Annotated in this window: 20 protein-coding genes and 1 pseudogene; 12 read left to right on the top strand and 9 right to left on the bottom strand. The window is 71.4% G+C overall.

What is annotated here, in order from left to right:
* Positions 1-26 precede the first annotated feature (26 nt).
* Positions 27-1,034, top strand: a complete 1,008-nt coding sequence (locus CCN51_RS19300; protein WP_014174275.1) for an aldo/keto reductase — start codon at positions 27-29, stop codon at positions 1,032-1,034.
* A 16-nt stretch (positions 1,035-1,050) separates the two neighbouring features.
* Here the strand turns inward: CCN51_RS19300 and CCN51_RS19295 are convergent, their stop codons facing one another.
* The 4 genes from CCN51_RS19295 to CCN51_RS19280 form a co-directional block, all read right to left on the bottom strand.
* On the bottom strand, positions 1,051-1,866 hold the full coding sequence (locus tag CCN51_RS19295; protein ID WP_014174274.1) for an alpha/beta fold hydrolase: 816 nt from the start codon (positions 1,864-1,866) through the stop codon (positions 1,051-1,053).
* Positions 1,867-1,938: 72 nt separating this feature from the next.
* Entirely contained in the window at positions 1,939-2,706 is a 768-nt protein-coding gene (locus tag CCN51_RS19290; protein ID WP_014174273.1) for an enoyl-CoA hydratase-related protein, read from the bottom strand.
* A 9-nt stretch (positions 2,707-2,715) separates the two neighbouring features.
* Positions 2,716-4,035 carry a ferredoxin reductase domain-containing protein gene (locus tag CCN51_RS19285; protein WP_014174272.1) on the bottom strand — a complete coding sequence of 440 codons (1,320 nt, stop codon included), beginning with the start codon at positions 4,033-4,035 and terminating at the stop codon, positions 2,716-2,718.
* Positions 4,032-5,645: an amino acid adenylation domain-containing protein gene (locus CCN51_RS19280; RefSeq protein WP_014174271.1), complete on the bottom strand. Its 1,614-nt coding sequence runs from the start codon at positions 5,643-5,645 to the stop codon at positions 4,032-4,034. The genes CCN51_RS19285 and CCN51_RS19280 overlap by 4 nt, the downstream gene beginning before the upstream one ends.
* A 527-nt stretch (positions 5,646-6,172) precedes the next feature.
* Here CCN51_RS19280 and CCN51_RS19275 point away from each other — a divergent pair.
* The 3 genes from CCN51_RS19275 (at position 6,173) to CCN51_RS19265 (ending at position 9,550) form a co-directional block, all read left to right on the top strand.
* On the top strand, positions 6,173-6,832 hold the full coding sequence (locus CCN51_RS19275) for a TetR family transcriptional regulator (RefSeq protein ID WP_043486262.1): 660 nt from the start codon (positions 6,173-6,175) through the stop codon (positions 6,830-6,832).
* 93 nt (positions 6,833-6,925) lie between these two features.
* On the top strand, positions 6,926-8,026 hold the full coding sequence (locus CCN51_RS19270; RefSeq protein ID WP_014174269.1) for a CobW family GTP-binding protein: 1,101 nt from the start codon (positions 6,926-6,928) through the stop codon (positions 8,024-8,026).
* An 87-nt stretch (positions 8,027-8,113) separates the two neighbouring features.
* On the top strand, positions 8,114-9,550 hold the full coding sequence (locus tag CCN51_RS19265; RefSeq protein ID WP_014174268.1) for an FG-GAP-like repeat-containing protein: 1,437 nt from the start codon (positions 8,114-8,116) through the stop codon (positions 9,548-9,550).
* Between the two features lie 75 nt (positions 9,551-9,625).
* Here CCN51_RS19265 and CCN51_RS19260 read toward each other — a convergent pair whose 3' ends face one another.
* Both CCN51_RS19260 and CCN51_RS19255 read right to left on the bottom strand, forming a co-directional pair.
* Positions 9,626-10,663, bottom strand: coding sequence for a LacI family DNA-binding transcriptional regulator (locus CCN51_RS19260; protein ID WP_014174267.1), 1,038 nt, complete (start codon positions 10,661-10,663; stop codon positions 9,626-9,628).
* Between the two features lie 35 nt (positions 10,664-10,698).
* Positions 10,699-11,245: pseudogene (locus CCN51_RS19255) on the bottom strand (carbohydrate ABC transporter permease); the annotation flags it as partial.
* Between the two features lie 180 nt (positions 11,246-11,425).
* Here CCN51_RS19255 and CCN51_RS19250 point away from each other — a divergent pair.
* From CCN51_RS19250 to CCN51_RS19240, 3 genes are all read left to right on the top strand, one after another.
* Positions 11,426-13,423, top strand: a complete 1,998-nt coding sequence (locus tag CCN51_RS19250) for a beta-galactosidase (protein ID WP_014174265.1) — start codon at positions 11,426-11,428, stop codon at positions 13,421-13,423.
* A gap of 73 nt (positions 13,424-13,496) precedes the next feature.
* Positions 13,497-15,080, top strand: coding sequence for a glycosyl hydrolase 53 family protein (locus CCN51_RS19245; RefSeq protein ID WP_014174264.1), 1,584 nt, complete (start codon positions 13,497-13,499; stop codon positions 15,078-15,080).
* A 152-nt stretch (positions 15,081-15,232) separates the two neighbouring features.
* The gene (locus CCN51_RS19240; RefSeq protein ID WP_014174263.1) at positions 15,233-17,095 is read left to right on the top strand and encodes a cellulase family glycosylhydrolase; all 1,863 of its coding nucleotides are present in this window, start codon (positions 15,233-15,235) and stop codon (positions 17,093-17,095) included.
* A gap of 10 nt (positions 17,096-17,105) precedes the next feature.
* Here CCN51_RS19240 and CCN51_RS19235 read toward each other — a convergent pair whose 3' ends face one another.
* On the bottom strand, positions 17,106-18,089 hold the full coding sequence (locus CCN51_RS19235; protein ID WP_014174262.1) for an aldo/keto reductase: 984 nt from the start codon (positions 18,087-18,089) through the stop codon (positions 17,106-17,108).
* A gap of 153 nt (positions 18,090-18,242) precedes the next feature.
* Here CCN51_RS19235 and CCN51_RS19230 point away from each other — a divergent pair, with 153 nt between their 5' ends.
* Together CCN51_RS19230 and CCN51_RS19225 are read left to right on the top strand one after the other, a co-directional pair.
* Positions 18,243-18,488 carry a hypothetical protein gene (locus CCN51_RS19230; protein ID WP_014174261.1) on the top strand — a complete coding sequence of 82 codons (246 nt, stop codon included), beginning with the start codon at positions 18,243-18,245 and terminating at the stop codon, positions 18,486-18,488.
* Between the two features lie 2 nt (positions 18,489-18,490).
* Positions 18,491-18,868: a hypothetical protein gene (locus CCN51_RS19225; protein ID WP_014174260.1), complete on the top strand. Its 378-nt coding sequence runs from the start codon at positions 18,491-18,493 to the stop codon at positions 18,866-18,868.
* 11 nt (positions 18,869-18,879) lie between these two features.
* Here CCN51_RS19225 and CCN51_RS19220 read toward each other — a convergent pair whose 3' ends face one another.
* A complete protein-coding gene (locus CCN51_RS19220; protein ID WP_014174259.1) occupies positions 18,880-20,664 on the bottom strand; it encodes a hydroxysqualene dehydroxylase in 1,785 nt (594 codons plus the stop codon).
* Between the two features lie 113 nt (positions 20,665-20,777).
* Positions 20,778-22,067, bottom strand: a complete 1,290-nt coding sequence (locus CCN51_RS19215) for a YncE family protein (protein ID WP_014174258.1) — start codon at positions 22,065-22,067, stop codon at positions 20,778-20,780.
* Positions 22,068-22,362: 295 nt separating this feature from the next.
* Between CCN51_RS19215 and CCN51_RS19210 the strand changes: the two genes are divergently transcribed.
* The 3 genes from CCN51_RS19210 to CCN51_RS19200 form a co-directional block, all read left to right on the top strand.
* Positions 22,363-23,259, top strand: coding sequence for a Gfo/Idh/MocA family protein (locus tag CCN51_RS19210; protein ID WP_014174257.1), 897 nt, complete (start codon positions 22,363-22,365; stop codon positions 23,257-23,259).
* Between the two features lie 120 nt (positions 23,260-23,379).
* Positions 23,380-24,126: an HAD family hydrolase gene (locus CCN51_RS19205; RefSeq protein ID WP_014174256.1), complete on the top strand. Its 747-nt coding sequence runs from the start codon at positions 23,380-23,382 to the stop codon at positions 24,124-24,126.
* Positions 24,123-25,439: glycoside hydrolase family 65 protein (locus CCN51_RS19200; RefSeq protein WP_143675839.1), on the top strand; the 1,317-nt coding region annotated here is incomplete at its 3' end. The genes CCN51_RS19205 and CCN51_RS19200, both read left to right, overlap by 4 nt.

Genomic DNA, 25,439 nt, shown 5'->3' with positions numbered 1-25,439 from the left:
ACGACACGAGAACGAGGACGACGCACATGGTCTATCTCGCCGCCGAGGGCCGCTACGGCTCCATGCACTACCAGCGCTGTGGCCGCAGTGGCGTGCTGCTGCCGAAGGTCTCCCTGGGCCTTTGGCACAACTTCGGCGACACCCACCCGATCGAGACCCAGCGCGACGTGCTGCGCCGCGCCTTCGACCTCGGGGTCACCCATATCGACCTGGCCAACAACTACGGTCCGCCGCCCGGCAGCGCCGAGTCCAACTTCGGCACGATCTTCGCCCAGGACTTCCGCCCGTACCGCGACGAACTGTTCATCGCGAGCAAGGCCGGATATCTGATGTGGCCGGGCCCGTACGGCGAATTCGGCTCGCGCAAGTACCTCCTCGCCAGCCTCGACCAGTCCCTGACCCGGATGGGCCTGGACTATGTCGATGTCTTCTACTCCCACCGCTTCGACCCGGACACGCCCCTCGAAGAGACCATGGGCGCGCTGGACACCGCGGTGCGACAGGGCAAGGCGCTCTACGCGGGCCTGTCCAACTACCCGCCCGAGGCCATCGAGCGGGCCGCTGCCATCCTCAAGGAACTGCGCACCCCGTACCTGATCAACCAGCACCCGTACTCCATCCTGCAGCGCGGGGTGGAGGGCGGGGTGCTGGAGGCCTCCGCGCAGGCGGGCGTCGGCGTCATCGCCTTCTCACCGCTCGCCCAGGGACAGCTCACCGACCGCTACCTCAAGGGGGTGCCCGCCGACTCCCGCATGGCGCTCGGCCACTTCCTCAAGCGCGATGTACTCACTGAGCAGCGGATCTCCCTGCTGCACGCCCTCAACAAGCTCGCCGAGGGCCGTGGCCAGACCCTCGCCCAGATGGCCCTGGCCTGGGTGTTGCGCGACCCGCGCGTGGTGTCCGTGCTGATCGGCGCGAGCAGCGTCGCCCAGCTGGAGCAGAACGTGGCGGTGCTCGACTCGCCCGCCTTCACCGACGCCGAACTGGCCGAGATCGACCGGCTCTCGGCCGAGAACGGCGTCGAGATCCCCTGACCGCCCCGGCCGGCTGTCACAGGTAGGTGGTGGCCCCGGGCTCGTCGAGCCCGGCGGTCCACTCCTCGACCAGCTCGACCAACGCCTCCCGCCGGTCCTCGTGCAGATAGTGGCCGCACCCCGGCCACGCCTCGATACGGGAGTACGGGTGGGTGAGCGAGGCGCGCTCCCAGTCGGCCGCCGCCTCGTTCGAGTACACGCCCAGCACCGGGCAGCGGCGGCGCGCCAGATACGCCCGCGCCGCCGCCCGCGCCCCGAAGGCGTCCGGCGCCAGATACATTCCGTCGCGACACCGGGCGAGCACATCCGGGTCCATCGCCGCCATCAGCCGCTCATGGCGCGCCCGCACCTCGGGCGGGGTATGCGGTCCGAAGGCCCCGCGGACGAACCGCACCGCCCATGCGGCTCCCTCGGCGCGCAGCGCCTCCTGCTCGGCGGGCAGCCGGGCCAGCTCCGCGTCGTCGGCTCCGTACGCCGGGTCCAGCACCACCACGGCCCGTACGAGGGCGGGGTGCTCGACGGCCAGCGCGGTGACGGCCTGCCCGCCCATCGAGTGGCCGACGGCGACGACGGGACCGGTGTCCAGGCGGTGCAGAAGGGCCGCGAGGTCGGCGGCGAAGTCACGCGGCCCGTAAGCCCCGCCTGCGGGTGCGAGGGAGCGGCCGTGGCCGCGCAGATCCGGGGCGAGCACCCGGTGCCGGCGCGACCACGCGGCCAGATGCGGCGCCCACTCCCCGGCGTCGCCGCCCCAGCCGTGCACCAGCAGCAGCGGGGGAGCGCCCGTACCGCCTTGGTCGCAGTGGAGCGGCACGGCGGACGGGCGCGTGGTCATGCTGGTTTCCTCCCGGTGGCGGACGGCTGGGGCAGATCCTGCCAGAAAGCGCTTTCCCCCGCGCCCTCCGGTTCAGTGGCCGGTGAAGCGCGGGGCGCGCTTGTCGAGAAACGCCCGCATGCCCTCGGACTGGTCCTCGGTGGCGAACAGGGCGTGGAACGTCCGCCGTTCGAACAGCAGCCCCTCGCGCAACCCCACCTCCAGGGCCCGCTCCACCGCCTCCCGGGCGGCCCTGACCGCGGTCCTGCCGTACGACGCGATGGCGGCGGCCACTTCCGCGGCCTCCGCCATGAGCCGGTCGTCCGGCACGACGCGGGAGACCAGACCGCAGCGCTCGGCCTCCTCGGCGTCCATCGTCCGGCCGGTGAGGATCAGATCCATTGCCTTGGCCTTGCCCACCAGCCCGGTCAGCCGCTGGGTGCCGCCGATGCCCGGGATCACGCCCAGCCTGATCTCCGGCTGGCCGAACACCGCGGACTCGCCCGCCAGGATCAGATCGCACATCATGGCCAGTTCGCAGCCGCCGCCCAGCGCATAGCCGCGGACGGCGGCGATCTTCGGGGTGCGCAGCGCGGCGAACCCCTCCCAGCCCGCGAAGAAATCCTCCTCGGACATCTCGGCGAAGGACTTGGCCGCCATCTCCTTGATGTCGGCGCCCGCGGCGAAGGCCCGCTCGGATCCGGTGATCACAAAGCAGCCGATGTCCGGGTCGAGGTCCAGCGGTGACAGGGCCGCGACCAGCTCGGTCATCACCTCGCTGTTCAGCGCGTTGAGCACGGTGGGGCGATGCAGCCGCGCGGTGACCACACGCCCATGTTGTTCGATCTTGATGACGTCCATGGTGTCTCCCTACGAGTCCCAGATGGCGCCGTACGCGGGGATCCCGCGGCGCTCCATGCCCTGGACGACCTGCCAGGTCAGCTTCTTGTTGGAGATGCAGATCACGGCCTCAGCCCCGAAGTCGGCGTACGCGGCGTAGGCCAGCTCGACCATGTCGGGCTTGCCGTGTTCGGAGGTGTCCCAGATGAGCGCGTCGGGCTGGACCGCGAGGATCTCGTCGAGCAGCCGGTCGCCGTAGGTCCTGCGCGGATCGCGGGTCGCCCAGACCAGGCGGGCCGGGACCGCGCGGGCCAGCAGATGGGGCAGACAAGGGCCGATGCCGCTGCCGGTGGCCACATAGACCACCTTGCTGAACAGGGTCTCGATATTGGCCACGCCCGCCGTGGTGATGCCCTTGACCCAGACGTGGGAGGGCGCGTCGTCGATGAACTTCCCCGTCCAGTCCCCGGCACGGGAGACGGTGAGGCGGAACCCCGTCTCGCCGGGGGCGGGCACATTGGCGAACGAGTGCCACTCCAGCAGCGGGTTGCGGCTGATGGCCGTGGACGACCCGGCGAACGGCGTCACACCGTGGTCGAAGCGGACGAGCGCCACATGGGAGGAGGGGCGCTCGATGGCCACCGGCACCCGGCGCAGCCGCAGCCACGGCAGGGCGATACTGAAGGTCAGCACGGCCACGGTCCACAGCTCGGGAGCCGACAGCAGGGCGGCCGTGGCGGAGGCGCCACCCCGCTCGTCGAGCGTGGTCAGCACGGTCTGCGCCCACAGCAGCGCGAGCGCCGCCCAGCCGCCGAAGCGGTGTGCCTTCTCGAAGTGGTCGTGGAACCGCGCCCGGAAGGGTGGCAGTGCGGTGGCCACGATGGCCACCAGCAGCCCCAGCAGCGCGTACGAGACGGCGAGCGTGGCGGCCGGAGCCCCATGCCGGGTGAGCGAGCCGACCAGGGCCAGAAACCACAGCGCGCCCGCGGTGGCGCCGCCGACGTGCAGCCCACCGAAGTGGTAGACCTTGGCCAGTGTCCAGCGGATCCGCAGCGGCCAACTGGTGGGCGCCGCGGTGGCGAGCCGGAACAGCAGATTGATGACGTACTGCTGGCGGACCACGATCGCCAGCAGGAAGTTCGCGAGTGCGGCGTGGGAGAGGGTCCGCGGCCCGAGCCCCCCGTCCGCGCGGGAGGCGAGGAAGACCAGGTTGACCGCCCATACGAGGGCGATCAGCCGGTTGTAGTGCATCAGGCGCGGATGCTTGAGGATCCGCCGCGGCAGCGATGTCGGCGGCGGCAGCGCCACTTTCGCCCGGGGCGCCGGGGCCACGGTGCGGGCGGGGGTCACGATGCCACCTCGCCACTGCCACTGGTCCGAAGGTCGGCTTCCATGCGCAGCAGGGCCGCCTTGTCGACCTTTCCACGGCTGGTGAGCGGCAGCGCCGCCACCGGGCGCACCGTCCGCGGCACGCAGTAGTAGGGGAGCGCGGCGGCCACGGCCCGCCGCGCCGTCTCGGGGTCGAGATGGGCGGGCGAGACGAAGGACACCAGGCCGGTGTCATCCGGTTTCAGCGTCACCGCGCGGGCGCAGCCGGGCAGCGACTCCAGCACCGCGGACACCGAGTCCAGCTCCACGCGGAACCCTCGCACCTTCACCTGGTCGTCGGTCCGGCCCAGGTGTTCCAGCTCCCCGTCCGGTGTCCAGCGGCCCAGGTCGCGGGTGCGGAACATCATCCGGCCCCCGCCAAGGAAGGGGTCGGGCAGATAGCGCTCGGCGTTCAGCGCGAGGTTGTGCAGATACCCGGCCGACACCCCGTCACCGCCGGCCCACATCTCACCCGTCTCGCCGATGGCGCAGGGCCTTCGGTCCGCGTCCAGGACGTACACCGTGTTGTTGGGGGTCGGGCGGCCGATGGTCAGGCGCAGCGCGGCGGGGTCGTGGCGCTGCATGGTGTTCACGATGGTGGTCTCGGTCGGTCCGCACGCGTTGTAGAAGGTGCAGAAGCGGGCCCACCGGTCGGCGAGCCGGCGCGGGCACGGCTCCCCGGCCACGGCCGCCACCTTCACGCCTCGGCACTGGTCGGGGTCGATCCGGCTGAGCACGGTCGGGGTCGCGATGACCACGTCCGCCCGCCGCACGGTCTCGGCGATGTCCTTGCCGCGGATGACCAGCGTGGCGCCGTGACTCAGGCAGCCCAGGATCTCCCATGCGGCCATGTCGAACGCCACATTGAGGATCTGGCTCACCCGCGTTCCGGGGCGCATGCCGAGGTCGCCGGGTTCGGTCAACAGGATGTTGCAGACGTTCCGATGGGTGACGGTGACCCCGTTGGGGCGCCCCGTGGTGCCGGAGGTGAACAGCACATAGCAGCCGTCGCCACCCCGGACGGGCCGGGCGGGCCGGAACGGCGCCGTGTCCGCGCTGTCCTCCATCATGGTGTCGATCGCGACGAGGGCATGGCCGTCGGGCACCGGGATCCGGTCCGCGAAGCCGGAGGTCGTGAGGATGACGCGGGTCCGGGCGGTATGGATGACGTGGTCAAGCTGGGCGCGGGGGGTCAGCCCGGCGTCTTGCGGCACATATGCGGCTCCGGCCTTGAGCGTGGCCAGCAGGCCGACGAGCATGGGGATGGAACGCCGTACGCATAACGCCACGTTGTCGCCGGGGCGCACACCGAGCCGGGCCAGGTGCGTGGCCAGCCGGTTCGCCTGCCGGTCCAGCTCGCCGTAGGTGATGGTGGCGCCGAGGTGTTCGGCCGCGACGGCGAGCGGATCGGCGGCGGCGTGCCGTTCGAAGGCGTGGTGGACACCGGCCCAGTCCACGGCCACCACCGGCCCTCTGCCGAACCGCTGGAAGAGGTGGCGGTCCTCCTCGGACAACTCGTGCAGCGGATGTGTGGACCAGGCCGGTGCCGTGGCCCGTTCGCTCGGTCGCTGGTGCGTTGCTTCCGGGTGCATTGTGTCGATTCCTTCCGCGGTGATATGGCCCAACCGCCGGTGTGTGCGGTCGTGTCCGGGCATGGGGGCGCGCCGATCGGCGCACCAAGCGCGGTGTTCGGCGCACCAAGCGCGGTGTTCGGTATATCGATCAGCGTTCGACTGAATGTGCCGGGGTGTGCCAGGACTGGCGGGTGTGGGGGAGAAGCGCGACGTGCCGCGTGTGTCGAAGAGTCGGCGCTCCGGCGCTGAGCGGTCTGCGCGGGGCCCGGCCCGGGTCACACGGGCATCGTGTGGCACAGGTGCATCAGCCGTCTCTCTTGTTGAGAGCTTAAGGACGTGGCGGGTGGCTGCGGAAGATGGCTGATAGGCGCAAGTCGGCCAGGATCCCACTAGAGTCCGGTGGCGCCAAATGGTACGGCTTGCGGTGTTAATGCCGACCTGACGGCGGTACGAGTGCGATTGCGGACGAGGAACCCATCAATGACCGGGCCGGTGTCGCGTGGCCGAGACTGGTCAGGTCCGGGCAAGGGTTACGGTTGCGTCCCATGAGCGGCGAGACGGGCTTGCGGGAGCGCAAGAAGCAGCGGATGTACCGGACGATCTCCGAAACGGCGATCTCCCTGTTTCTGGAACGGGGCTTCGACCAGGTCTCCGTCGCCGATGTGGCCGCCGCCGCCGAGGTGTCCAAGCCCACCTTGTTCCGGTACTTCCCGGCCAAGGAGGACCTGGTGCTGCACCGCTTCGCCGACCACGAGGACGAGGCGGCCCGGGTGGTCCGGGGCCGCCCGGCGGGGCAGTCGCCCCTGGACGCGCTGCACCAGCACTTCCTGGCGGGGCTGGAACGGCGAGATCCGATCACCGGCCTGAACGATGTGCCGGGCGTGCTGGCGTTCCAACGGCTGCTGTACGGGACGCCCAGCTTGGTGGCCCGCATGTTCGAGTACATCAGCAGATCGGAGGAGGCGCTGACCACCGCGCTGAGTGCGATCGGCGGACCCGAACCGGATGACCTCACGGCGCCGGACGACGTTACGCCACGCCTCGCCGCGGGCCAGATCATCGCGGTCCAGCGGATCCTCGGCCAGGACAACTGGCGCCGGATCGAGGGCGGTGCGAGCGCCGACGAGGTCTACCCGGGCGCGGTGGCTGCCGCCGACCGCGCGTTCGCCATGCTGCGTACGGGGCTCGCACCGTACGCCGGATAGGATGAGCCGTCCCAGCAGCCGTCCCAGCCGCGCGCCCACGAGTCGCCGCAACACGCATCACCGCAACACAATCACTGCAACGGAGTCGCAACCTTGGCCACCAGGCGGATCCCGGTCGTACTCGTCACTGGTTTCCTGGGCTCCGGAAAGACCACCATGCTCAACCACCTGCTGCGGGGCAGCGCGGACACCCGCATCGGTGTCATCGTCAACGACTTCGGAAGCATCAACATCGACGCGATGGCCGTCGCCGGCCAGGTCGACTCCATGATCCCGATCGAGAACGGCTGTCTGTGCTGCGCCGCGGACTCCGCCGAGATGGACGAGATGCTGGCCCGGCTCACCGAGCCGGCGCTGGGCATCGACGTCATCGTGATCGAGGCGAGCGGCCTGGCCGAACCGCAGAGCATGATCCGTACGCTGCTCTCCAGCGAGAACGAGCACATCGTGTACGGCGGACTGGTCGAGGTCGTCGACGCAGTGGAGTTCGAGAACACCCGTGAGCGCCACCCGGAGCTCGACCGGCATGTGCGGGCCGCCGACGCGGTGGTGCTCAACAAGGCCGACCGGGTCCGGGAGCCGGAGCGCACCCGGGTGCTGGAGACTCTTGCCCGGATCGCCCCGGGCACCCCCGTTGTCACCGCCGAACACGGCCGCGTCGACCCCGACTTCCTTTTCGACCGCGGCCCCGGCGTGCCGAGCGAGGAGCGGTTCCACCAGCTCTCCTTCGCCGAGGTGTGCCCGGACGAGGACGACTGGCACGAACATCTCCACGCCGCGTACCAGAGCGCGGAGTTCACCGCCGACCGGCCGCTGGACCCGCGCCGGTTCATGGAATTCCTCGACGGCCGGCCCTCCGGGCTCTACCGGATGAAGGGTTTCATCCACTTCGCCGCCCCCGGGCACGGCGAGAAGTTCGCCCTGCACGCGGTCGGTTCCTACCTCCGCTTCCAGCCGTCGGACTGGGCGCCCGGTGAGGCCCGGACGACACAACTGGTGATGATCGGTGCCGGAATCGATGCCGACGCACTCACCAAGGAGTTGGCGGACTGCGTGGCCGCCGCCCCGGAAACCGTCGGCGACCATCACATGATGGGTGTCCTACGGTATGTCCGGGAGCCGGCGGATGGGCCGGACACGGATGAGCCGGACGTCGCGGAGCCGGGCCCGGCCGACGCGTCACACATGGATTGATCGCGCCCGGCGCACAACCGTCGCCGCCGATCAGCAGTCCTCCAGGGTGTACCTGAGATGAACTCTGCACCAACAGCAGGAGGACTTGTGCGTCATCGCTCCATTTCCACCGCCGTGCGCTGCGCGATGGTGGCCGCACTCGTAACCACCCCCGCCTTACTGTCCACTTCAACTGCTGGCGCCGCCGAGCAGGGTGCCACCGGCACCTCCCTCGCCGGGGCCGCGCTGCGGGCCGACTTCGACAAGGACGGCCACCCGGACGTCGTCGTCTCGGCCCCCGCCGCCACGGTCGGCGGCAAGACCCGCGCCGGCTATGTCGCGGTGGTCTACGGCTCGGCCACTGGGGCGGACATCACCCACCGGCAGATCATCAGCCGGGAGACCGCAGGCGTCCCCGGCGACCCGGCGGACGGGGCCTGGTTCGGCTACCGCACGGTCGCCCGGGACCTGGACGGCGACGGCTACACCGACCTGGCCGTGCAGTCCTCGGGTGACTCGCCCGTCACCGTCCTGTGGGGCTCGGCGGGCGGGCTGACGGGCGGCACCGCGCTGTCCGACTCGACCAGCACCGACGACGGAATCCTGGCCGGCGGCGACTTCAACGGCGACGGCCACGCCGACCTGGTCGCGGAGGGCACCGGCGAGGGCGAACTGCGCGTGCTGTACGGCCCGTTCACCCGCCAGGGCACCGCGGCCACCGCGAACACCCTGAACTCGGGCCGTACCTTCGGCCCGACCGAAATGGTCGCGGGCGACATCAACGGCGACGGCTCCGACGACCTGGTCACCACCCACGCCTTCGAGGAGATGTCCGAGCCGAGCCTGTACTGGAAGGGCGGCGCGAGCGGCCTGGGCTCGGCGCCGACCCGGATCGACCACGCTGCCGCGGGCACCATCGGCGACGTCGACAAGGACGGCTACGCAGACCTGATCATCCGGACCGTCCCCGGCAATGTCGTGGAGAACCTGCCATACGACCACGGCACCATCAAGGTCCTCTACGGCTCCGCGAGCGGCCCCGGCGCCACCCGCACCAAGGTCATCGACCAGAACACCGCGGGCGTGCCCGGGGTGAACGAGGACGGCGACCAGTTCGGCTACTCGCTGAGCGCCGGTGACGTCAACGGCGACGGGTACGCGGACGTCGCGGTCGGCATCCCGTACGAGGACCTGGACGGCGGCGTGGACGCGGGCAGCGTCGTACAGCTCTACGGCGGCGCGGGCGGCCTCAGCGGCACCGGCGCCCAGGCGTTCACCCAGGACACCGTGGGCGTCCCGGGCGCCGCGGAGGCCGGGGACCACTTCGGCGCGGCCGTGCGGCTCGGGGACACCGACGGCGACGGCAAGGACGACCTGGCCGTGGGCGCGCCCGACGAGGACGGCACCTACACCTCGAGCGGCGCGGCCTGGGTGCTGCGTGGCGGCACGGGCGGGCTGACCACCACCGGGGTCGTCTCGTTCGGGCCGAACGCGCTGGGCGGCCCCGAGGCGGACGCGCAGCTGGGCCGCGGCTTCGCGCGGTAGCGCGCCGCCACACGGCCGCACAGCGGGGAGGGAGCGCGGGCGCCGCGACACACACGGTGCCCGCACCTCAGCGCCTCAGGCCGATTCCCGGATCACGAGTTCGGTGGGGAGGATCACCCCGGACGGCTGCTCGCCGCCGATCTGCGCCAGCAGCACCCGCACCATCTCGGCGGTGATCCGCTCCCACGGCTGGCGGATGGTGGTCAGGCCGGGGCTGGCGGCCAGCGCGGCGGGGGAGTCGTCGAACCCGGCCACGGCGACGTCCTGCGGCACCCGCCGCCCGGCCCGCCGCAGCGCGGCGAGTACGCCCTGGGCCATCAGGTCCGAGGCGACGAAGACAGCGTCCAGGTCCGGCGCCCGCGCCAGCAGTTCGGCCGCCGCCCGCTCGCCGCTGGCGCGGCTGTAGTCGCCCGAGACCACCAGCTCCTCGTCCGCCGCCAGGCCCGCCGCCGCGAGTTCTTCGCGGTATCCGGCGAGCCGGTCGACGCCGCCGGGGGTGTCCAGCGGGCCGGTGACGGTCGCTATGCGACGGCGGCCGCTGTTCAGCAGATGGCGTACCATGTCGCGGGCTCCGGCACGGTCGTCGGCGGCGACGTAGGCCATCCCCGGGCTCTGGACCAGCGGTTTGCCGCAGGCCACCAGCGGCACCCCGGCCTTCCGCAGCCGGGTGGCGAGCGGGTCGCCGGAGTGGCTGGAGACCAGCAGCACCCCGTCGACATGGCCGCCAGTGAGGAAGCGCGTGATCCGCCGCCGCTCCGGTTCGTCGCTCGCGCTCATCAGCAGCAGCGTGATGTCGTGTGCGGCGAGCGCCTGGGTGCAGCCGCGCAGCAGCACACTGAAGTTGGGGTCCTCGAAGAACCGCTCCTGCGGCTCGGTGAGCAGGAAGGCCACCGAGTCCGACCGGCCGGTGATCAGCGAGCGGGCATGCCGGTTGACGACATAGCCGGTCTTGCGGATGGCGGCGTTGACCGCCTCCTGCGCCGCCGGGCTCACATAGTGTCCACCGTTGAGGACGCGCGAGACGGTGCCGCGCGAGACCCCGGCCTCGCGCGCCACGTCATGGATGGTCGGTGGCCGTCGTCGGCCGGGGGTGCTGTTGCCGGTGCGGCTCATGCGCGTTCTTATCTCTCCAGATATCGCTTCGTCGGTCAGGACTTTACGGCCCCGGAGAGCAGATCCAGACTCCAGAAGCGCTGGATGACCAGGAACAGCGCGATGAGCGGGATGATGGCCAGCAACGCTCCGGTGATGACGAGGGTGTACAGGGCCGGGGTGGCGGAGCCCTGGCGCAGCAGGGTGAACAGCCCCAGGGTGACGGGGAACTTCTCGTCGTCGCCGAGCATGATGTACGGCAGCAGGAAGTTGTTCCAGATGGTCACGAACTGGAAGAGGAAGACCGTGACCAGGCCGGGCCGCATCATCGGCAGCGCCACGGAGCGGAAGATCCGCCACTCTCCCGCGCCGTCCATCCGCCCCGCCTCGACCATTTCGGCGGGGACGGCCGCGGCCGCGTAGATCCGCGCCAGGTAGATCCCGTACGGCGACAGGATGTTCGGCAGCAGCACCGACAGATAGGTGTCGGCCATGTCGGCCTTGGCCAGCAGCAGGATACTGCGGTACGGCGAGGATCACCGGGGGCATCAGCACCCCGGTCAGCAGGACGTTGAAGATGGCCTCGCGGCCGCGGAAGCGGTAGCGAGGAGGACACGAAGGTTGACGGGGTGATGGTTCACGAATGCCTCCCTGGGCGATCTGTGAGCGTTCACAGTAGAGAAACATGGATGACGCTTGTCAATGCTCGTTTCCATGCGGTTATCTGGGGGCGGCCGCTGCTCTGTGGTCTGTGCACGTTCCCAGCGATTCCCAGGAGTTGCGATGGCTGGCCTCGCCTATGGCGGCGACTACAACCCCGAGCAGTGGCCCGAATCCCTCTGGCCCGAGGACATCCGGCTGATGCGCGAGGCCGGGGTCACCATGGTCAGCGTCGGCATCTTCTCGTGGGCGCTGCTGGAACCCGAGCCCGGGCGCTACGACTTCGGCTGGCTGGACCGGCTGCTCGCCCTGCTCCATGAGGCCGGTGTCGCCGTCGATCTCGGCACCCCCACCGTGGCCCCGCCCGCCTGGTTCTACCGCGCCCACCGCGAGGCGCTGCCGGTCAGCCGGGAGGGCGTGCGCTACGAGTTCGGATCACGCGGCGCCATCTGCCACAGCTCGCCCGCCTACCGCCGGGCCGCGGCCGCCATCACCGAACAGCTCGCCCGGCGCTACGGCGACCACCCCGCGCTCGCCCTGTGGCATGTGCACAATGAGTACGGAGTGCCGGTCAACGCCTGCTACTGCGACACCTGCGCGGCGGGCTTCCGCCACTGGCTGCACGAGCGCTACGGCACCCTGGACGCGGTCAACGACGCCTGGGGCACCGCCTTCTGGGGCCAGCGCTATGGCGCCTTCGAGCAGATCAACCCGCCGCGCGCCACCCCCACCGTCGCCAACCCCGCCCAGCGTCTTGACTACGCCCGCTTCGCCGACGCCACCATGCGCGCCAACTTCACCGCCGAGCGCGACATCCTGCACCGGCTGTCCCCCGGCATCCCGGTCACCACCAACTTCATGACCGCGCTCAGCCAGTGCGACTCGGTCGACTACTGGGCCTGGGGCCGCGAGGTCGACCTGGTCACCAACGACCACTATCTGATCACCGACGGCCGCCGCACCCACGTCAACCTCGCCATGGCCGCCGATCTGACCCGCTCCGTCGCCGGCGGCGCGCCCTGGCTGCTGCTCGAACACTCCACCAGCGGCGTCAGCTGGCAGCCGCGCAACCCCGCCAAGCGGCCCGGGGAGATGGCCCGCAACAGCCTGGGGCATGTGGCCCGCGGCTCCGAGGGCGCACTGTTCTTCCAGTGGCGCCAGTCACGGCACGGCGCGGAGAAGTTCCATTCGGCGATGGTGCCGCACGCCGGCACCGACAGCCGCGTATGGCGCGAGGTCGTGGCGCTCGGAGCCGACCTGGAGAGGCTGGGCGAGCTACGCGGCAGCCGTACGGTGGCCGACGCGGCGATGGTCTGGGACTGGGAGTCCTGGTGGGCGCAGCGGCTGGAGTGGCGGCCGAGCGAGGACCTGGACGCGCGCGAACGCGCCGACAGCTTCTACGAAGTCCTCTACGACCGCCACCTGACCGTCGACTTCGCCCACCCCGAGGCCGATCTGAGCCGCTATCCGCTCGTCGTCGTGCCCGCCCTCTACCTCGCCACCGCACGCGCCGGGGAGAATCTGCGCGCTTACGTCGAGGGCGGCGGCACCCTCGTCGTCTCGTGTTTCTCCGGCATCGTCGACGAACACGACGCTGTTCACCCCGGTCCCTACCCCGGCGCGCTGCGCGACGTCCTGGGCCTGGTGGTCGAGGAGTTCTCCCCGCTCATCGAGGACGGGCGGGTGCGCCTGACCGGCCCCGGCGGGGCCGAGCTCACCGGCGACATCTGGTCCGAGACCGTGGTGCCACGCGGCGCCGAGACCGTATGGACCTACGCCGACGGCTTCGCCGCGGGCCACCCCGCCGTCACCCGCCACCGGCTCGGCCGGGGCACGGCCTGGTACCTCTCCACGCGGCTCGCTCCCCACGATCTGGCGACCCTGCTCGCCCCCGTCTGCGCCGACGCGGGCCTTGCGGACCGCCCCGGACTGCCCCGCGATATGGAGGTGGTGCACCGCACCGGCGACTGCGGCAGCTACCTCTTCGCGATCAACCACGGCGACACCGACACCAAGGTGCCCCACCCCACGCCCGGCACCGAACTGCTCACCGGCGAGCGCAGCGCCGGACACCTCGCGGTGCCCGCGGGCGCCGTCCGCGTACTGCGCCTGGACGGCTGAACGACCGCAACTCCGCTCATGCCCCTCCCTCCGCTCAGTACCCCCACTCGCTCATTGTCGAAGGGACTCGACGATGCACGACATACGGAGCACCACCCGCACCCTGCTGCGAACCGCAGCGCTCCCCGCCCTCGGCGCGCTGCTGCTGACCGCGCTCCCGGCGCCGGCCGCACACGCCGCGAGCACCCTGGCCAACACCGGATTCGAGGCCGACGGCACCGGCACCGCCACCCCGTCCGGCTGGAGCACCTACTCCGCCGCCGGCAACAACAACGCCTCCTACACCGAGGCCGGCGGCCACAGCGGCGGCTACCGGCTGTCCCACTGGTCCTCCTCGGCGTACAAGGTGCAGACCTACCAATACCTGTCCGGCCTCGCGAACGGCACCTACACCCTCAGCGCCTGGGTGCGCTCCAGCGGCGGACAGAACGCCGCGTACCTCGCCCTGCGCGACTGCGGCGGCGCCGAGCAGCGCACCGATCTGCCGCCCACCCCGAACGGCACGTGGATCCGCCTGGTCACCTCGGTCACGGTCACCAGTGGCCAGTGCACCATCAGCCTCAACTCCGATGCCCACGCGGGGGAGTGGGCCAACCTGGACGACCTCACCTTCGCCAAGGGCGGCACGGGGCTCGCGATCAAGGGCGGGGACGTGTCCACCCTCGCCAAGAACGAGGCCTTCGGCGCCACCTACCGCTCCGCGACCGGCACCAGCGGTGACGCCCTGGCCATCCTGCGCGCCTCCGGTATGAACTACGCGCGGCTGAAGGTGTGGGTGAACCCGGCCGACGGCTACAACACCAAGGCCAAGGTGCTGGCCATGGCTAAACGCGCCAAGGCCCAGGGGATGAAGCTGCTGATCGACTTCCACTACTCCGACAGCTGGGCCGACCCCGGCAAGCAGACCAAGCCGGCCGCCTGGGCCGGACACGACTACAGCCGGCTCAAGCAGGATGTGTACGACCACACCTACGACGTCCTGGGCGCGCTCAAGTCGCAGGGCACCACCGCCGATATGGTCCAGATCGGCAATGAGATCAACGGCGGCATGCTCTGGCCCGAGGGCTCCACCAGCAACTTCTCCCAGCTCGCCGGGTTGCTCACCTCCGGTGCCAACGCCGCCAAGGCCGTCTCGTCCGACACCAAGGTCGCGCTGCACCTGGCCAAGGGCGGGGACAACGGGGGCACGAGATGGTGGTTCGACCAGGCGGTCGCGCAGAAGGTGCCGTTCGACGTCATCGCCCTGTCGTACTACGGCTACTGGCACGGCCCGCTGTCCGATCTGCAGGCCAACCTGGACGACGTCGCGGCCCGCTACGGCAAGCCGGTGCTGGTCGCCGAGACCGCCTACGCCCACACCCTGGCCAACGACGACGGCCTGGCCAACAACGTCGCCACCGCCGACCAGCTCGTCGACGGCTACTCCGCCACCCCCGCAGGACAGGCCGCCAACCTCCGCGATGTGATGAACGTCGTGGAGGCGGTGCCGGGCGGCCGGGGCCTGGGCGTCGTCTACTGGGAGCCGGCCTGGACCGCGGTCAAGGGCAGCGGCTGGGACCCCACCGACCCCAACTCCGGCAACGCCTGGGAGAACCAGGCCCTGTTCGACTACGGCGACAAGGCCCTGCCCGCGATGGACTGGTTCGGCCACCGCTGACCCCCATCTCATCCGAAAGCGTGCGCCGGAGATGTTGACGGACGCTCATGTTTACCCGACGGTAGGTTCATGGCGACCACAGTGACGCACGGGATGAGGGTTCGTCTTCGAACGGGCCGCATACGACTGCTCGGGCGGCCGCCCTGCTGCTGATGGCGGCGGTCGCCGCCCCGGGCGGTACGGCGGCCGCGGCCGAGCCGCCCTGGTCCGACGGCCCGGCCGCGGACCGGATCTCCGTCGCGGGCGGCCGGTTCACCGACGGCCACGGGCGCGAGGTCGTGCTGCGCGGATTCAATGTCTCCGGCGAGGTCAAGCTGGCGGAGTACGGCGGCCTGCCCTTCGCCGACACCGCCGACGCACGGAAGTCCGCCCAGGCCATGCGCGGCCTCACCGGCGCCAACTCCGTCCGCTTCCTGCTGTCCTGGGCCCACGCCGAGCCCGAGCCCGGCAAGGTCGACGAGGAGTATCTGCGCAAGGCCACCGAGCAGATGCGGGCCTTCCTGGACGCCGGGATACGGATCTACCCCGACTTCCACCAGGACCTCTACTCCCGCTATGTGTTCGACAAGGACAGCTGGTACTCAGGCGACGGTGCGCCCGAATGGGTCGTCAAGGCCGGCGGCTACCCCAAGGAGTCCTGCGGCATCTGCGTCCACTGGGGCCAGAACATCACCCAGAACCCGGCCGTCCAGGACGCCACCCGCGACTTCTGGAAGAACCGCGCCCTGCAGACCTCCGCCGGGACGGTCCGGGTCCAGGACGCCTTCCTGGCCACCGCCGAGAAGACCATGGCCTACCTCGCCGGCCGGCTGACCGCCGACGAATTCGCCCGCGTCGTCGGCTTCGACCCGTACAACGAGCCGTACGCGGGCCGCTACGACAACGGACAGTCCAGCCGCGCCTGGGAGAAGGACGTCCTGTGGCCGTTCTATGAGAAGTTCCGGGCGCGCATGGACGCCGCGGGCTGGGACGACAAGCCCGCGTTCGTCGAGCCCAACCTGTTCTGGAACTCCAACATCGACTTCCAGCGCCAGGAGGGCGGCCTGCTCGACGTCGGCGCCATCGGCTCCCGCTATGTGTTCAACACCCACTTCTACGACCAGAAGGCCATCTCCGGTGTCTTCATGCCCGGCAAGGCCCAGGACGGCCAGTACGCCACCGACTTCGCCACCGTGCGCGACCGAGCCTCGGCGCTCGGCACCACGGCCGTCGTCAGCGAGTACGGACACCCGCTGACCGGCTTCACCTCCGACAAGGCGCCGACCGTGGTCAAGGGCCTGTATCAGGCGCTGGACTCCCGGCTCAGCGGCGCCACTTGGTGGAGCAAAGCCGCCGCCTCGGGCCCGGTGCTGTCCGCCAACCAGTGGCAGTGGGATCTGTACAACGGGCGCCACCACGAGGCGATGAACGGCAACCCCGACAAGATCCTGAACGCCGGCGACGCCTGGAACGACGAGGACCTGTCGGCCGTACGGCTCGACGACACCGGGGCGGCCGTGCTCCGCCAGGACACCCGGCTCCTGGACCGCCTCTACCCGAGCGCGGTGGCGGGCCGCACCCTCGCCTTCACCTTCGAGGACCGCTCGCGCGACGGCTCCACCACCCTGAGCTGGGACCGCGTCCCCAGCAGCCTGCCCAATGTGGCCCGGCTGGTCGGCTCAGGCCGCTACGGGATGCTGGTGTGGCGGCAGAACGGCTCCACCGAGGCCCCCACCGAACTGCATCTGCCCCGCGACTTCGACTCCGCCACCACCACGGTCGTCTCCGACCTGGGCACCGTCACCGGCCCGCCCGCCTACACCGCGCACGGACACACCGCCGACCACCCCGTGGCCACCGCGGCGGAGAGCGGTGGCACCGATGCCCGGCGGCTGCTGCTCTCCGCACCGCCCGGCGCCGGAACCCTCCACTACGCGCTGGTCGCCGACGGCACCGCCACCCCCTCGGCCGAGCTGCGCGCCGCGGCACAGCGCGAGCTCAGCGCGTGGGCGCAGGCCGCCGGCTTCCCGAACTGACCCACCAGCGTTACCAGCGGTGGTGCACCTGGGCGCGGATCCGCCGGTCGTACAGCTCGCGGACCGCGTCCAGCGTGCCCTGCTCCAGCGCGGGCAGCGCCGCCGCCGCGGCGTTCGCCCGCGCCTGTTCGGGCGAGCGCGCCCCCGGGATGACCGAGGTCACGCCCGGCTGCTGGACGACCCACCGCAGCGCGGTCTGCGCGGGCGTCGCCCCCTCGGGCGCCAGCTCCCCGAACTCCACCGCCGCCTCGACGCCCGCCGCGAAGTCCACGCCCGAGAAGGTCTCGCCCTGGTCGAACATCTCGCCATGGCGGTTGTACATGCGGTGGTCGTCCTCGGAGAACACCGTGTCCTTGGTGTACCGGCCGGACAGCAGCCCCGAAGCCAGCGGCACCCGCGCGATGATCCCCACCCCGGCCGCGGCGGCCGCGGGCAGCACCCGCTCCAGCGGCTTGAGCCGGAACGGATTGAGAATGATCTGCACGCTCGCCGTCCCCGGGCGCTCGATCGCCGCCAGCGCCTCCTCGCAGGTCTCCACGCTCACCCCGTACGCCGCGACACGCCCCCGGTCCACCAGCGTGTCCAGCGCGTCGAAGACGGCGGCGGAGGAGTGCACCGACGACGGCGGGCAGTGCAGCTGCACCAGATCCAGCGTGTCCACCCCGAGGTTGGCGCGCGAACGGTCCGTCCAGGCCAGGAAGTTGTCCAGCGTGTAGTTCTCCGCGACCTGCGGCAGCCGTCGCCCCATCTTGGTCGCCACGAAGATCCGCGCGTCCGGGCGGCTCCGCAGATAGCGCCCGATGAGCTGCTCGCTGCGCCCGTCCCCGTACACATCGGCGGTGTCGAAGAAGGTCACCCCGGACTCGACGGCCGCGTCCAGCACCGCCAGCGCGTCGTCCGCGCCGACCTCGCCCCAGTCCGCGCCCAGCTGCCAGGTCCCCAGCCCGACGACGGAGACCTTCCGGCCGATCCGGCCGAACTCACGCTGCTCCATGGTCCCTCTCTCTCCTGTGGTGCGGCTCACCGTACCGGCAGGTGTTCGAAGGCCGGTGGCCCGGGAGCTCGAAGTACTTGTCAAGTACCTACAAAAACAATATTTGACCTGCGGCGATTGCTGTCGCGGTACCTGGCAAGTAGGGTGGGGAGCATGTCAGCTCTCAACGTGGAATTCAGCGATCGGGAACTTGAGGACCTCCGCCAGATCGCCAAGGAGCGTGGCACCACGATGAAGGCCCTCGTCCGGGAGGCGACCGTCGCCGACATCGCCCGCCACCGCGCGCTGCAGGAGGGCGCGGAGGTCTTCCGGCGCTTCTTCGCGGACAACGCGCAGGCGTTCGCCGATGCGTTCCCGGATGATGAACACCGCCCCCACGACCCGGGACAGGCCGCCTGATCATGGCCCCGCTACTGCATATCGATGTCCCCTGGCTGCTGCAGCGCCATGAGGAGGTCATGCCCGAGCAACCCTCCATCTCCGACTTCTCGGGACTGGTCGCCGCCGTGGCCCGGCATCGCGTCGACCCGCCACGCCTGGGCGTCGACCCGGACCCCGCGTGGCGCGCCGCGGCGCTGCTGCACACCATCGCGCTGCTCAGACCGCTCCCGGCGAGCAACGCGCGATTCGCCAGCGCCACGGCCGTCGCCTATATGCATGCCTCGGGCGAGGGCATCGATCCGCCGTACGGTGCGCTGATCGACCTGGTCCGCGACATCCTGTCCAGCAAGGCCGACGTCTACGACGCGGCGGGCCGCATCCGCTCCTGGCGGATCTGACCCTTCCCGCGTCAGCCGAGGTCGAACGCGTTGGGCAGCCCCAGCCGGTAGCGGGTCTCGTCGACGCGGCGCAGCGGCTCCAGCTCCGGCGGCTGGTACAGCGTCCAGATGGCGCACCGCGGGGCGCTCGAGCCCTCGGCGTCCAGGAGTGCGTTGACGGCCCGGCGCGCCGACTCGTTGGCGCCCTCCATCGTCGCCAGATCCATGTCGGTGGCCACATAGTCCCCGGCGAGGAAGAGATTGGGCACGGTGGTGGCCGCGGTGGGGCGGTTGTACCAGGTGCCGGCCGGGTGGATCAGGAGCTGTTCGCGGTTGCTGGGCGAGGGTCCGCCGAGCCCTTCGACGGCCGGGTCCATGAACCACGAATGCACATCCGCATCGCGCAGCACCGTCCGCCCGGTGTCGTGCAGGCTGTCCTTCAGCTGCGCCCAGATCTCGCGGACGACCTCCTCGCGGGTGCACTGCCTGGCGGTCTTTCCGTACAGGATTCCTGGCTTGTCCCATTCGGAGACGATGGTGGAGAGGCAGTCGGTGACCTGACCGTCCCCGTAGTCGGCGGGGAAGTCGCGCCCCTTCCAGAACTGCGCCTGCCCGATGGCGGTGATCGACCAGGGCGAGTCCACGCAGTCCACATGCCCGTTCAGGATCGGGGTGGGGGTGCGCAGATAGAACTGGACGCCGACCATCCAGTCCGTGCGCAGCTTGTCGCAGCGGGCGAGCTGCGGATCGGCGGCCCGCAGCGACGCGCCCCAGGTGGTGCGGGCGTGTTCGACGGGCAGCGCGCTGAGGTAGTGGTCGGCGGTGGCGGTGCGGGTCGCCCCGGTGTCCGGGTCCTTCAGACGCGCCCCGGTGATCCGCCCGCCCTCGTACAGCAACTCCGTCACCTCGGCGCCGACCTCGAACCGCACACCCAGCGAGCGCAGATGCGCCTCCCACGGATCGATCCACGCCTCGCTGGTCGGGGCGTTCAGCACCCGGTCCGGCTCCCCGTCGTGGCCCCGCGCGAGGACGTTGTACACGAACGCCTGCAGGACGCGGGCGACGGTGCGGGTGCTGGCCTCCTCCGCCTTGGTGGCGACGATGTTACGGGTGATGCCGACGGCCAGCAGCCGCTGGTAGTCGTGCGACATCTTCTCGGCCTTGACGAAGTCCCACCACGGCACCCGCTCCCACTGCCCCTCGCGGCGCAGATCGCAGCTGGTCAGGTGGACCAGGACGCGGCCTGCGAAGTACGCGGTCTCGGTGGCGGGCAGGCCGAGCGCGGTGTCCAGGAAGCCGATGAGGGTCTGCAGCAGCGCGTCGGGGTTGAGGGAGCCGGGATCGGGCGGCGCGGTCAGGGTGCGGAACGGCAGTCGCAGATCCGGGGTGCCACCGTTGCGGGCGAACAACTCCTCGGTCGCGGCGACCAGGTTGTCCCGGCAGCCGCCGGCGTTGCCGGGGAAGGGGATCCGGCGCAGAGTGTCGGGAAGATTCCGGTAGAAACCCGGGAAGAAGCGGAAGCCGTGCTCGCCCGGTAAGGCCCTGCGTCCACCGCTTCCGGTGCCGGGGACGTCCATGCTGCGAGCCTTGCCGCCGAGGATGCGGTTGCGCTCGTACACCGTGACCGCGAACCCCCGCTCGGCCAGCTCCTGCGCGGCGCTCAGCCCCGAGACACCGCCGCCGAGCACGGCGACGGTACGGGCCGCCTTGGGCGCGGCCGAGGCGGGATGGGCCATCGCGGTGCCCAGTGCGAGGGCGCCGCCGGTGGTTCCCGCCGTGGCCAGGAACTGACGTCGTGTCCTGCTGCCGTTCTCCATCGCGATTCGCGACTCCTCCCCTTGACGCCCCATATAGGCATGGCCACGTCACGCTACGCGGGGGTGGTCGGCGGGGGAAGACGGCATACGGTTCGTCGGGCCCGGTCGGCGGCTCAGCGGAAGACGCCGGTGTGGCCCAGCGAGTAGCGGCCCGGCTGGGGAAAGACGGCCAGCCCGTGCGGGCCGCCGCCCACCGGGATCCGGGCCAGCAGCCGGCCGTCGCGGGTGGCGATCGCGTACACCTCGGAGTTGTAGCGGCCGGAGAGCCACAGCACCTTTCCATCGGCGGACACCCCGCCCATATCGGGGCTGCCGCCGCCGGGCAGCCGCCAGCGCTCCACCAGCTTGCCGGTGGCGAACGACAGGACCGAGATGGTGCCCTCGCCGCGGTTGGTGATGTACATGCTGCGGGAGTCCCGGCTGACATACAGACCGTGGGCGCCCTGGCCGGTGGGCAGCAGCCGGGGACGGGTGAAGGCATCCCCGTTCAACACCCACACCCCGTCGGCCTCCATGTCGGCGATGTACCAGGTCCGGCCGTCCGGTGAGATCTTCACGTCCTGCGGCATGGCGCCCCCGAGTGGCAGCCGCTGCTGCCCGATCACTTTCATCCGGGCCGTGTCCACCTTCAGCAGCTCGCCGGAGAACTCGCAGGACACGATGAAGTAGCGGCCGTCGGGCGAGAAGTCCGCGTGGTTGACGCCGTAGCACGACACCGGCACCGACTTCACCACGCGCATGGTGTGCGCGTCCCGGAACACCAGGGCCCGGTCCATGGATGCCATCACCACCGCGTACTTGCCGTCGGGGGTGAAGTAGAGGTTGTACGGATCGTGGACGTCCACCGGGCGGCCGGCCTTCCCGGTGGCCGGGTCGATCGGGGTCAGGCTGTTGCCGAGGTCGTTGTTGACCCACAGCGTCTTCAGGTCCCAGGAGGGCACGACGTGCTGCGGCTGGCTGCCGACCTGGAGGGTGCGGATCACCTTGTACGTCTTCGGGTCGATGACGCTGACCGTGTTGGACAGCGTGTTCGGCACATACACCCGCGACGGGAAACCCTTGACCACCGGGGACAGTTTGCCCGGCCGGTCGGCCGCGTACAGGTCGTGCGGGTCCAGCGGCGCTGGCATCCCGGGCAGCAGTCGGGCAGCGGCGGCCTTCGAGGCCGCGGCCGATGCCGACGCGCTGGACGCCCGTGACGGTTTCGTGCGCGCCGGCCGCGTCTGCTCGTCCGAGGCGGCACAGGCCGAAGCCGCGGCGCACACCAGCAGCAGCGCCCCGGCCACCCGCAGCCGCACGGCCCGCCGCCGGGCGGGGGAGCGGCGCGCCACGGTGAGCGACAGGGCCCGCGGACCGACGGCGCGCGGGGCGGTCGCCTCGCCTTCCCGGCGATACGGGTGCATCGGGCCACGGGCCACGGGATTCCTCCAGCGGTGGTGCGGGCGAAGACGCGGCCGTGCCACGGGACGCGGTCTCCCGCCGGCCGGTACGGCCGCGGTGGCTGCCCGGACCGGCCCGGCCGAGGCTCACACTGCCACCGCCGCCGCCCGGCGGCGCGTCCCCGCATCCGACCGGGTGGCGGGCCTCCCCCGCGCGGGGGCACCGCCGATCTCCCGGCCCTCTTCCGCCGGCCCGCACCGCGCGGCGTAGGATCGCGCCCGGCAGCGAGCGGAGCACAGGGAGACAGAGGGGGCGGCATTGCGGTTCGGACTGCTGGGCACGGGTCACTGGGCGGCCGAGACCCAGGGCGCGGCGCTCGCCGCGCACCCCGAGGCGGAGCTGGTGGGCGTCTGGGGCCGGGACCCGGCCAAGGCGCGGGCGCTGGCCGAGCGGTACGGCATCCGGGCCTACGACGGGCCCGACGAGCTGATCGCCGACGCCGAGGCGGTCGCCGTGGCCCTTCCGCCGGACATCCAGAGCGACCTGGCGCTGCGCGCCGCGCGCGCCGGGCGCCATCTGCTGCTCGACAAGCCGCTCGCCTTCACCACCGAGGACGCCGATCGCGTGGTGGACGCCGTCGAGGAGCGCGGGCTGGCCTCCGTGGTGTTCTTCACCCGCCGCTTCGCCAGGACCGTGGAGGACTTCCTCACCCGGGCCGCGGCCGACGGAGGCTGGGACGGTGGCCGGGCGACAGCCTTCGCCTCCATCTTCCAGCCCGGCAACCCCTACGGCGGCTCCCCATGGCGGCGGGAGCGCGGCGGCCTGTGGGACGTCGGCCCGCACGCCCTGTCCGTCCTGCTGCCCGTGCTGGGCCCGGTCGCCGAGGTCACCGCGGTCGGCGGACCGCGCGGGGCGGCACATGTGCTGCTGCGCCACCGCTCGGGGGCGGTCGGCACGCTCGCGCTCACCCTGGACGCCCGGCCCGCCGCCGTCGCGCACAGCTGCGACTTCTACGGCGAACAGGGCGTGGCCGCCGTCCCCGACGCGGGGATCAGCCCCGTCGAGGCGTTCACCGCGGCCACGGACCGTCTGCTGCGAGCCGCCCGCACCGGCACCGGCGACCCCTGTGATGTGCGATTCGGTCGTGAGGTCGTGGCGATCCTGGAGGCCGCAGACGCCTCCCGCCGCCTCGGCCGCACCATCGCCCCGCGCTGAGCCCGCCCCTTTTTTTTTAAGGCTCGGTTCTCCCCCAGCTACCGCTGGGAGGTGCCCCTGCCGCCTCGCCGCGTCACCGATTCGCCGCATAGACCGGCGGCTGCTGGGGAACCGGGGGCCATGACCAAGCTCCGCCTCCCGGAGTCCGTCCGGGCCTGCCTGTTCGATCTCGACGGGGTGCTGACCCGCACCGCGGTGATCCACGCGGCGGCGTGGAAGGAGATGTTCGACGACTTCCTCCGGCGCCGCGAGGGGCCCGACTTCCGCCCCTTCGACAAGGTCGACGACTACGACGAATACGTCGACGGACGGCCCCGCGCCGACGGGGTGCGCACCTTCCTGGCGTCCCGGGGGATCGAGCTGCCCGAGGGGACGGACCAGGACCCGCCCGACCTGGACACGGTGCATGGCCTCGGCACCCGTAAGAACGCCCTGGTCCTGGAGAAGATCCGGGAAGAGGGGGTCGAGGCGTATCCAGGGTCGGTGCGCTTTGTCGAGGCGGTCCGCGCCGCGGGCCTGCGTACCGCGGTCGTCTCCTCGAGCGCCAACTGCCGCGATGTCCTGATCTCTGCAAAGATAGAACACCTCTTCGAGGTCCGTATCGACGGCGTGGTCGCCGCCGAGCGCGGGCTGGCGGGCAAACCGCGTCCGGACACCTTCCTGGAAGCCGCCCGCGACCTGGGCGTCGCCCACGCAGCCGCCGCGGTGTTCGAGGACGCCCTGGCGGGCATGGAGGCCGGCCGCGCCGGGCGCTTCGGTTGTGTCGTGGGAGTCGACCGGGTCGGCCAGGCCGAGGCGCTGCGCGCCCACGGCGCGGACCTCGTGGTGCGGGACCTCGCCGAGCTGCTGGAGGAGGACGCCTCGTGATCACCGATTCCTCATACGCCGTCGACCCCTGGGTGCTGCGCGAAACCCAGCTCCACCTCGATGTGCTGCCGCAGAGCGAGTCCGTCTTCGCGCTCTCCAACGGCCACGTCGGCTGGCGCGGAAATCTGGACGAAGGCGAGCCGCACGGCTGGCCCGGCTCCTATCTCAACGGCGTGCACGAGCTGCGCCCCCTGCCGTACGCCGAGGCCGGCTACGGCTACCCCGAGTCCGGCCAGACCATGATCAACGTCACCAATGGCAAGATCATCAGGCTGCTGGTGGACGACGAGCCCTTCGACCTGCGCTACGGGCGGCTGCGCTCCCACGAGCGCGTCCTGGATCTGCGCGGCGGGCTGCTGCACCGCACCTGCGAATGGACCTCCCCCTCCGGCACCACCGTGAAGCTGCGCTCCACCCGGCTGGTCTCCCTCACCCAGCGGGCCATCGCCGCCATCGCCTACGAGGTGGAGGCCGAGGACGCGGAGGTCCGGATCGTCGTCCAGTCCGAACTGGTCGCCAACGAGCAACTGCCGCACCGCGCCGGCGACCCCCGGGTCGCCGCCGCCCTTGAGTCCCCCCTGCTGCCCGAGGAGCACGACGCCCATGACATGCGGCTGCGCCTGATCCACTGCACCGAGGCCAGCCGGCTGCGGGTCGCCGCCGCCGCCGACCACTTCATCAGCGGACCGCCGCCCACCCGCACCTCCAGCGAGAGCAGTGAGGACGTCGCCCGCCTCACCGTCACCTCGGTGCTCCAGCCGGGCGAGGTGCTGCGGCTGGAGAAGCTGGTCGCCTACGGCTGGTCCGGCGCGCGCTCGCTGCCCGCCGTACTGGACCAAGTGGAGGCCGCGCTGGCCGGCGCCGCGAGCACCGGCTGGCAGGGCCTGGTGGACCAGCAGCGGGGCTGGCTCGAGGGCTTCTGGAGCCGCGCGGACGTCGAGGTCGAGGGCGACGCCGAGATCCAGCAGGCCGTGCGGTTCGCCCTCTTCCACGTACTCCAGGCCGGGGCCCGCGCGGAGGAGCGGGCGATCCCCGCCAAGGGCCTCACCGGGGCGGGCTACGACGGACACTCCTTCTGGGACACCGACACCTTCGTGCTGCCGCTGCTCACGTACACCTTCCCCGAATCCGTCGCCGAGGCGCTGCGCTGGCGGCAGTCCACACTGCCCGCCGCCCGGGAGCGGGCCCGGCAGCTCGGCCACCACGGCGCCGCCTTCCCCTGGCGCACCATCGAAGGGTCCGAGTGCTCCGGGTACTGGCCGGCCGGCACGGCGGCCTTCCACGTCAACGCCGATGTGGCCGACGCCGTGGTG

The organism is Streptomyces milbemycinicus, from assembly GCF_002154605.1.
Classification (GTDB): Bacteria; Actinomycetota; Actinomycetes; order Streptomycetales; family Streptomycetaceae; genus Streptomyces; species Streptomyces milbemycinicus.
This window is presented reverse-complemented; position numbering and strand designations above follow the sequence as displayed.

Coding starts and splice junctions, on each gene's coding strand:
- CCN51_RS19230 (WP_014174261.1), top strand. CDS start 18,243: ATGTCAGCTCTCAACGTGGAATTCAGCGATCGGGAACTTGAGGACCTC.
- CCN51_RS19220 (WP_014174259.1), bottom strand. CDS start 20,664: ATGGAGAACGGCAGCAGGACACGACGTCAGTTCCTGGCCACGGCGGGA.
- CCN51_RS19205 (WP_014174256.1), top strand. CDS start 23,380: ATGACCAAGCTCCGCCTCCCGGAGTCCGTCCGGGCCTGCCTGTTCGAT.
- CCN51_RS19275 (WP_043486262.1), top strand. CDS start 6,173: ATGAGCGGCGAGACGGGCTTGCGGGAGCGCAAGAAGCAGCGGATGTAC.
- CCN51_RS19280 (WP_014174271.1), bottom strand. CDS start 5,645: ATGCACCCGGAAGCAACGCACCAGCGACCGAGCGAACGGGCCACGGCA.
- CCN51_RS19260 (WP_014174267.1), bottom strand. CDS start 10,663: ATGAGCCGCACCGGCAACAGCACCCCCGGCCGACGACGGCCACCGACC.
- CCN51_RS19245 (WP_014174264.1), top strand. CDS start 13,497: ATGCACGACATACGGAGCACCACCCGCACCCTGCTGCGAACCGCAGCG.
- CCN51_RS19290 (WP_014174273.1), bottom strand. CDS start 2,706: ATGGACGTCATCAAGATCGAACAACATGGGCGTGTGGTCACCGCGCGG.
- CCN51_RS19235 (WP_014174262.1), bottom strand. CDS start 18,089: ATGGAGCAGCGTGAGTTCGGCCGGATCGGCCGGAAGGTCTCCGTCGTC.
- CCN51_RS19225 (WP_014174260.1), top strand. CDS start 18,491: ATGGCCCCGCTACTGCATATCGATGTCCCCTGGCTGCTGCAGCGCCAT.
- CCN51_RS19295 (WP_014174274.1), bottom strand. CDS start 1,866: ATGACCACGCGCCCGTCCGCCGTGCCGCTCCACTGCGACCAAGGCGGT.
- CCN51_RS19215 (WP_014174258.1), bottom strand. CDS start 22,067: ATGCACCCGTATCGCCGGGAAGGCGAGGCGACCGCCCCGCGCGCCGTC.
- CCN51_RS19300 (WP_014174275.1), top strand. CDS start 27: ATGGTCTATCTCGCCGCCGAGGGCCGCTACGGCTCCATGCACTACCAG.
- CCN51_RS19250 (WP_014174265.1), top strand. CDS start 11,426: ATGGCTGGCCTCGCCTATGGCGGCGACTACAACCCCGAGCAGTGGCCC.
- CCN51_RS19240 (WP_014174263.1), top strand. CDS start 15,233: ATGGCGGCGGTCGCCGCCCCGGGCGGTACGGCGGCCGCGGCCGAGCCG.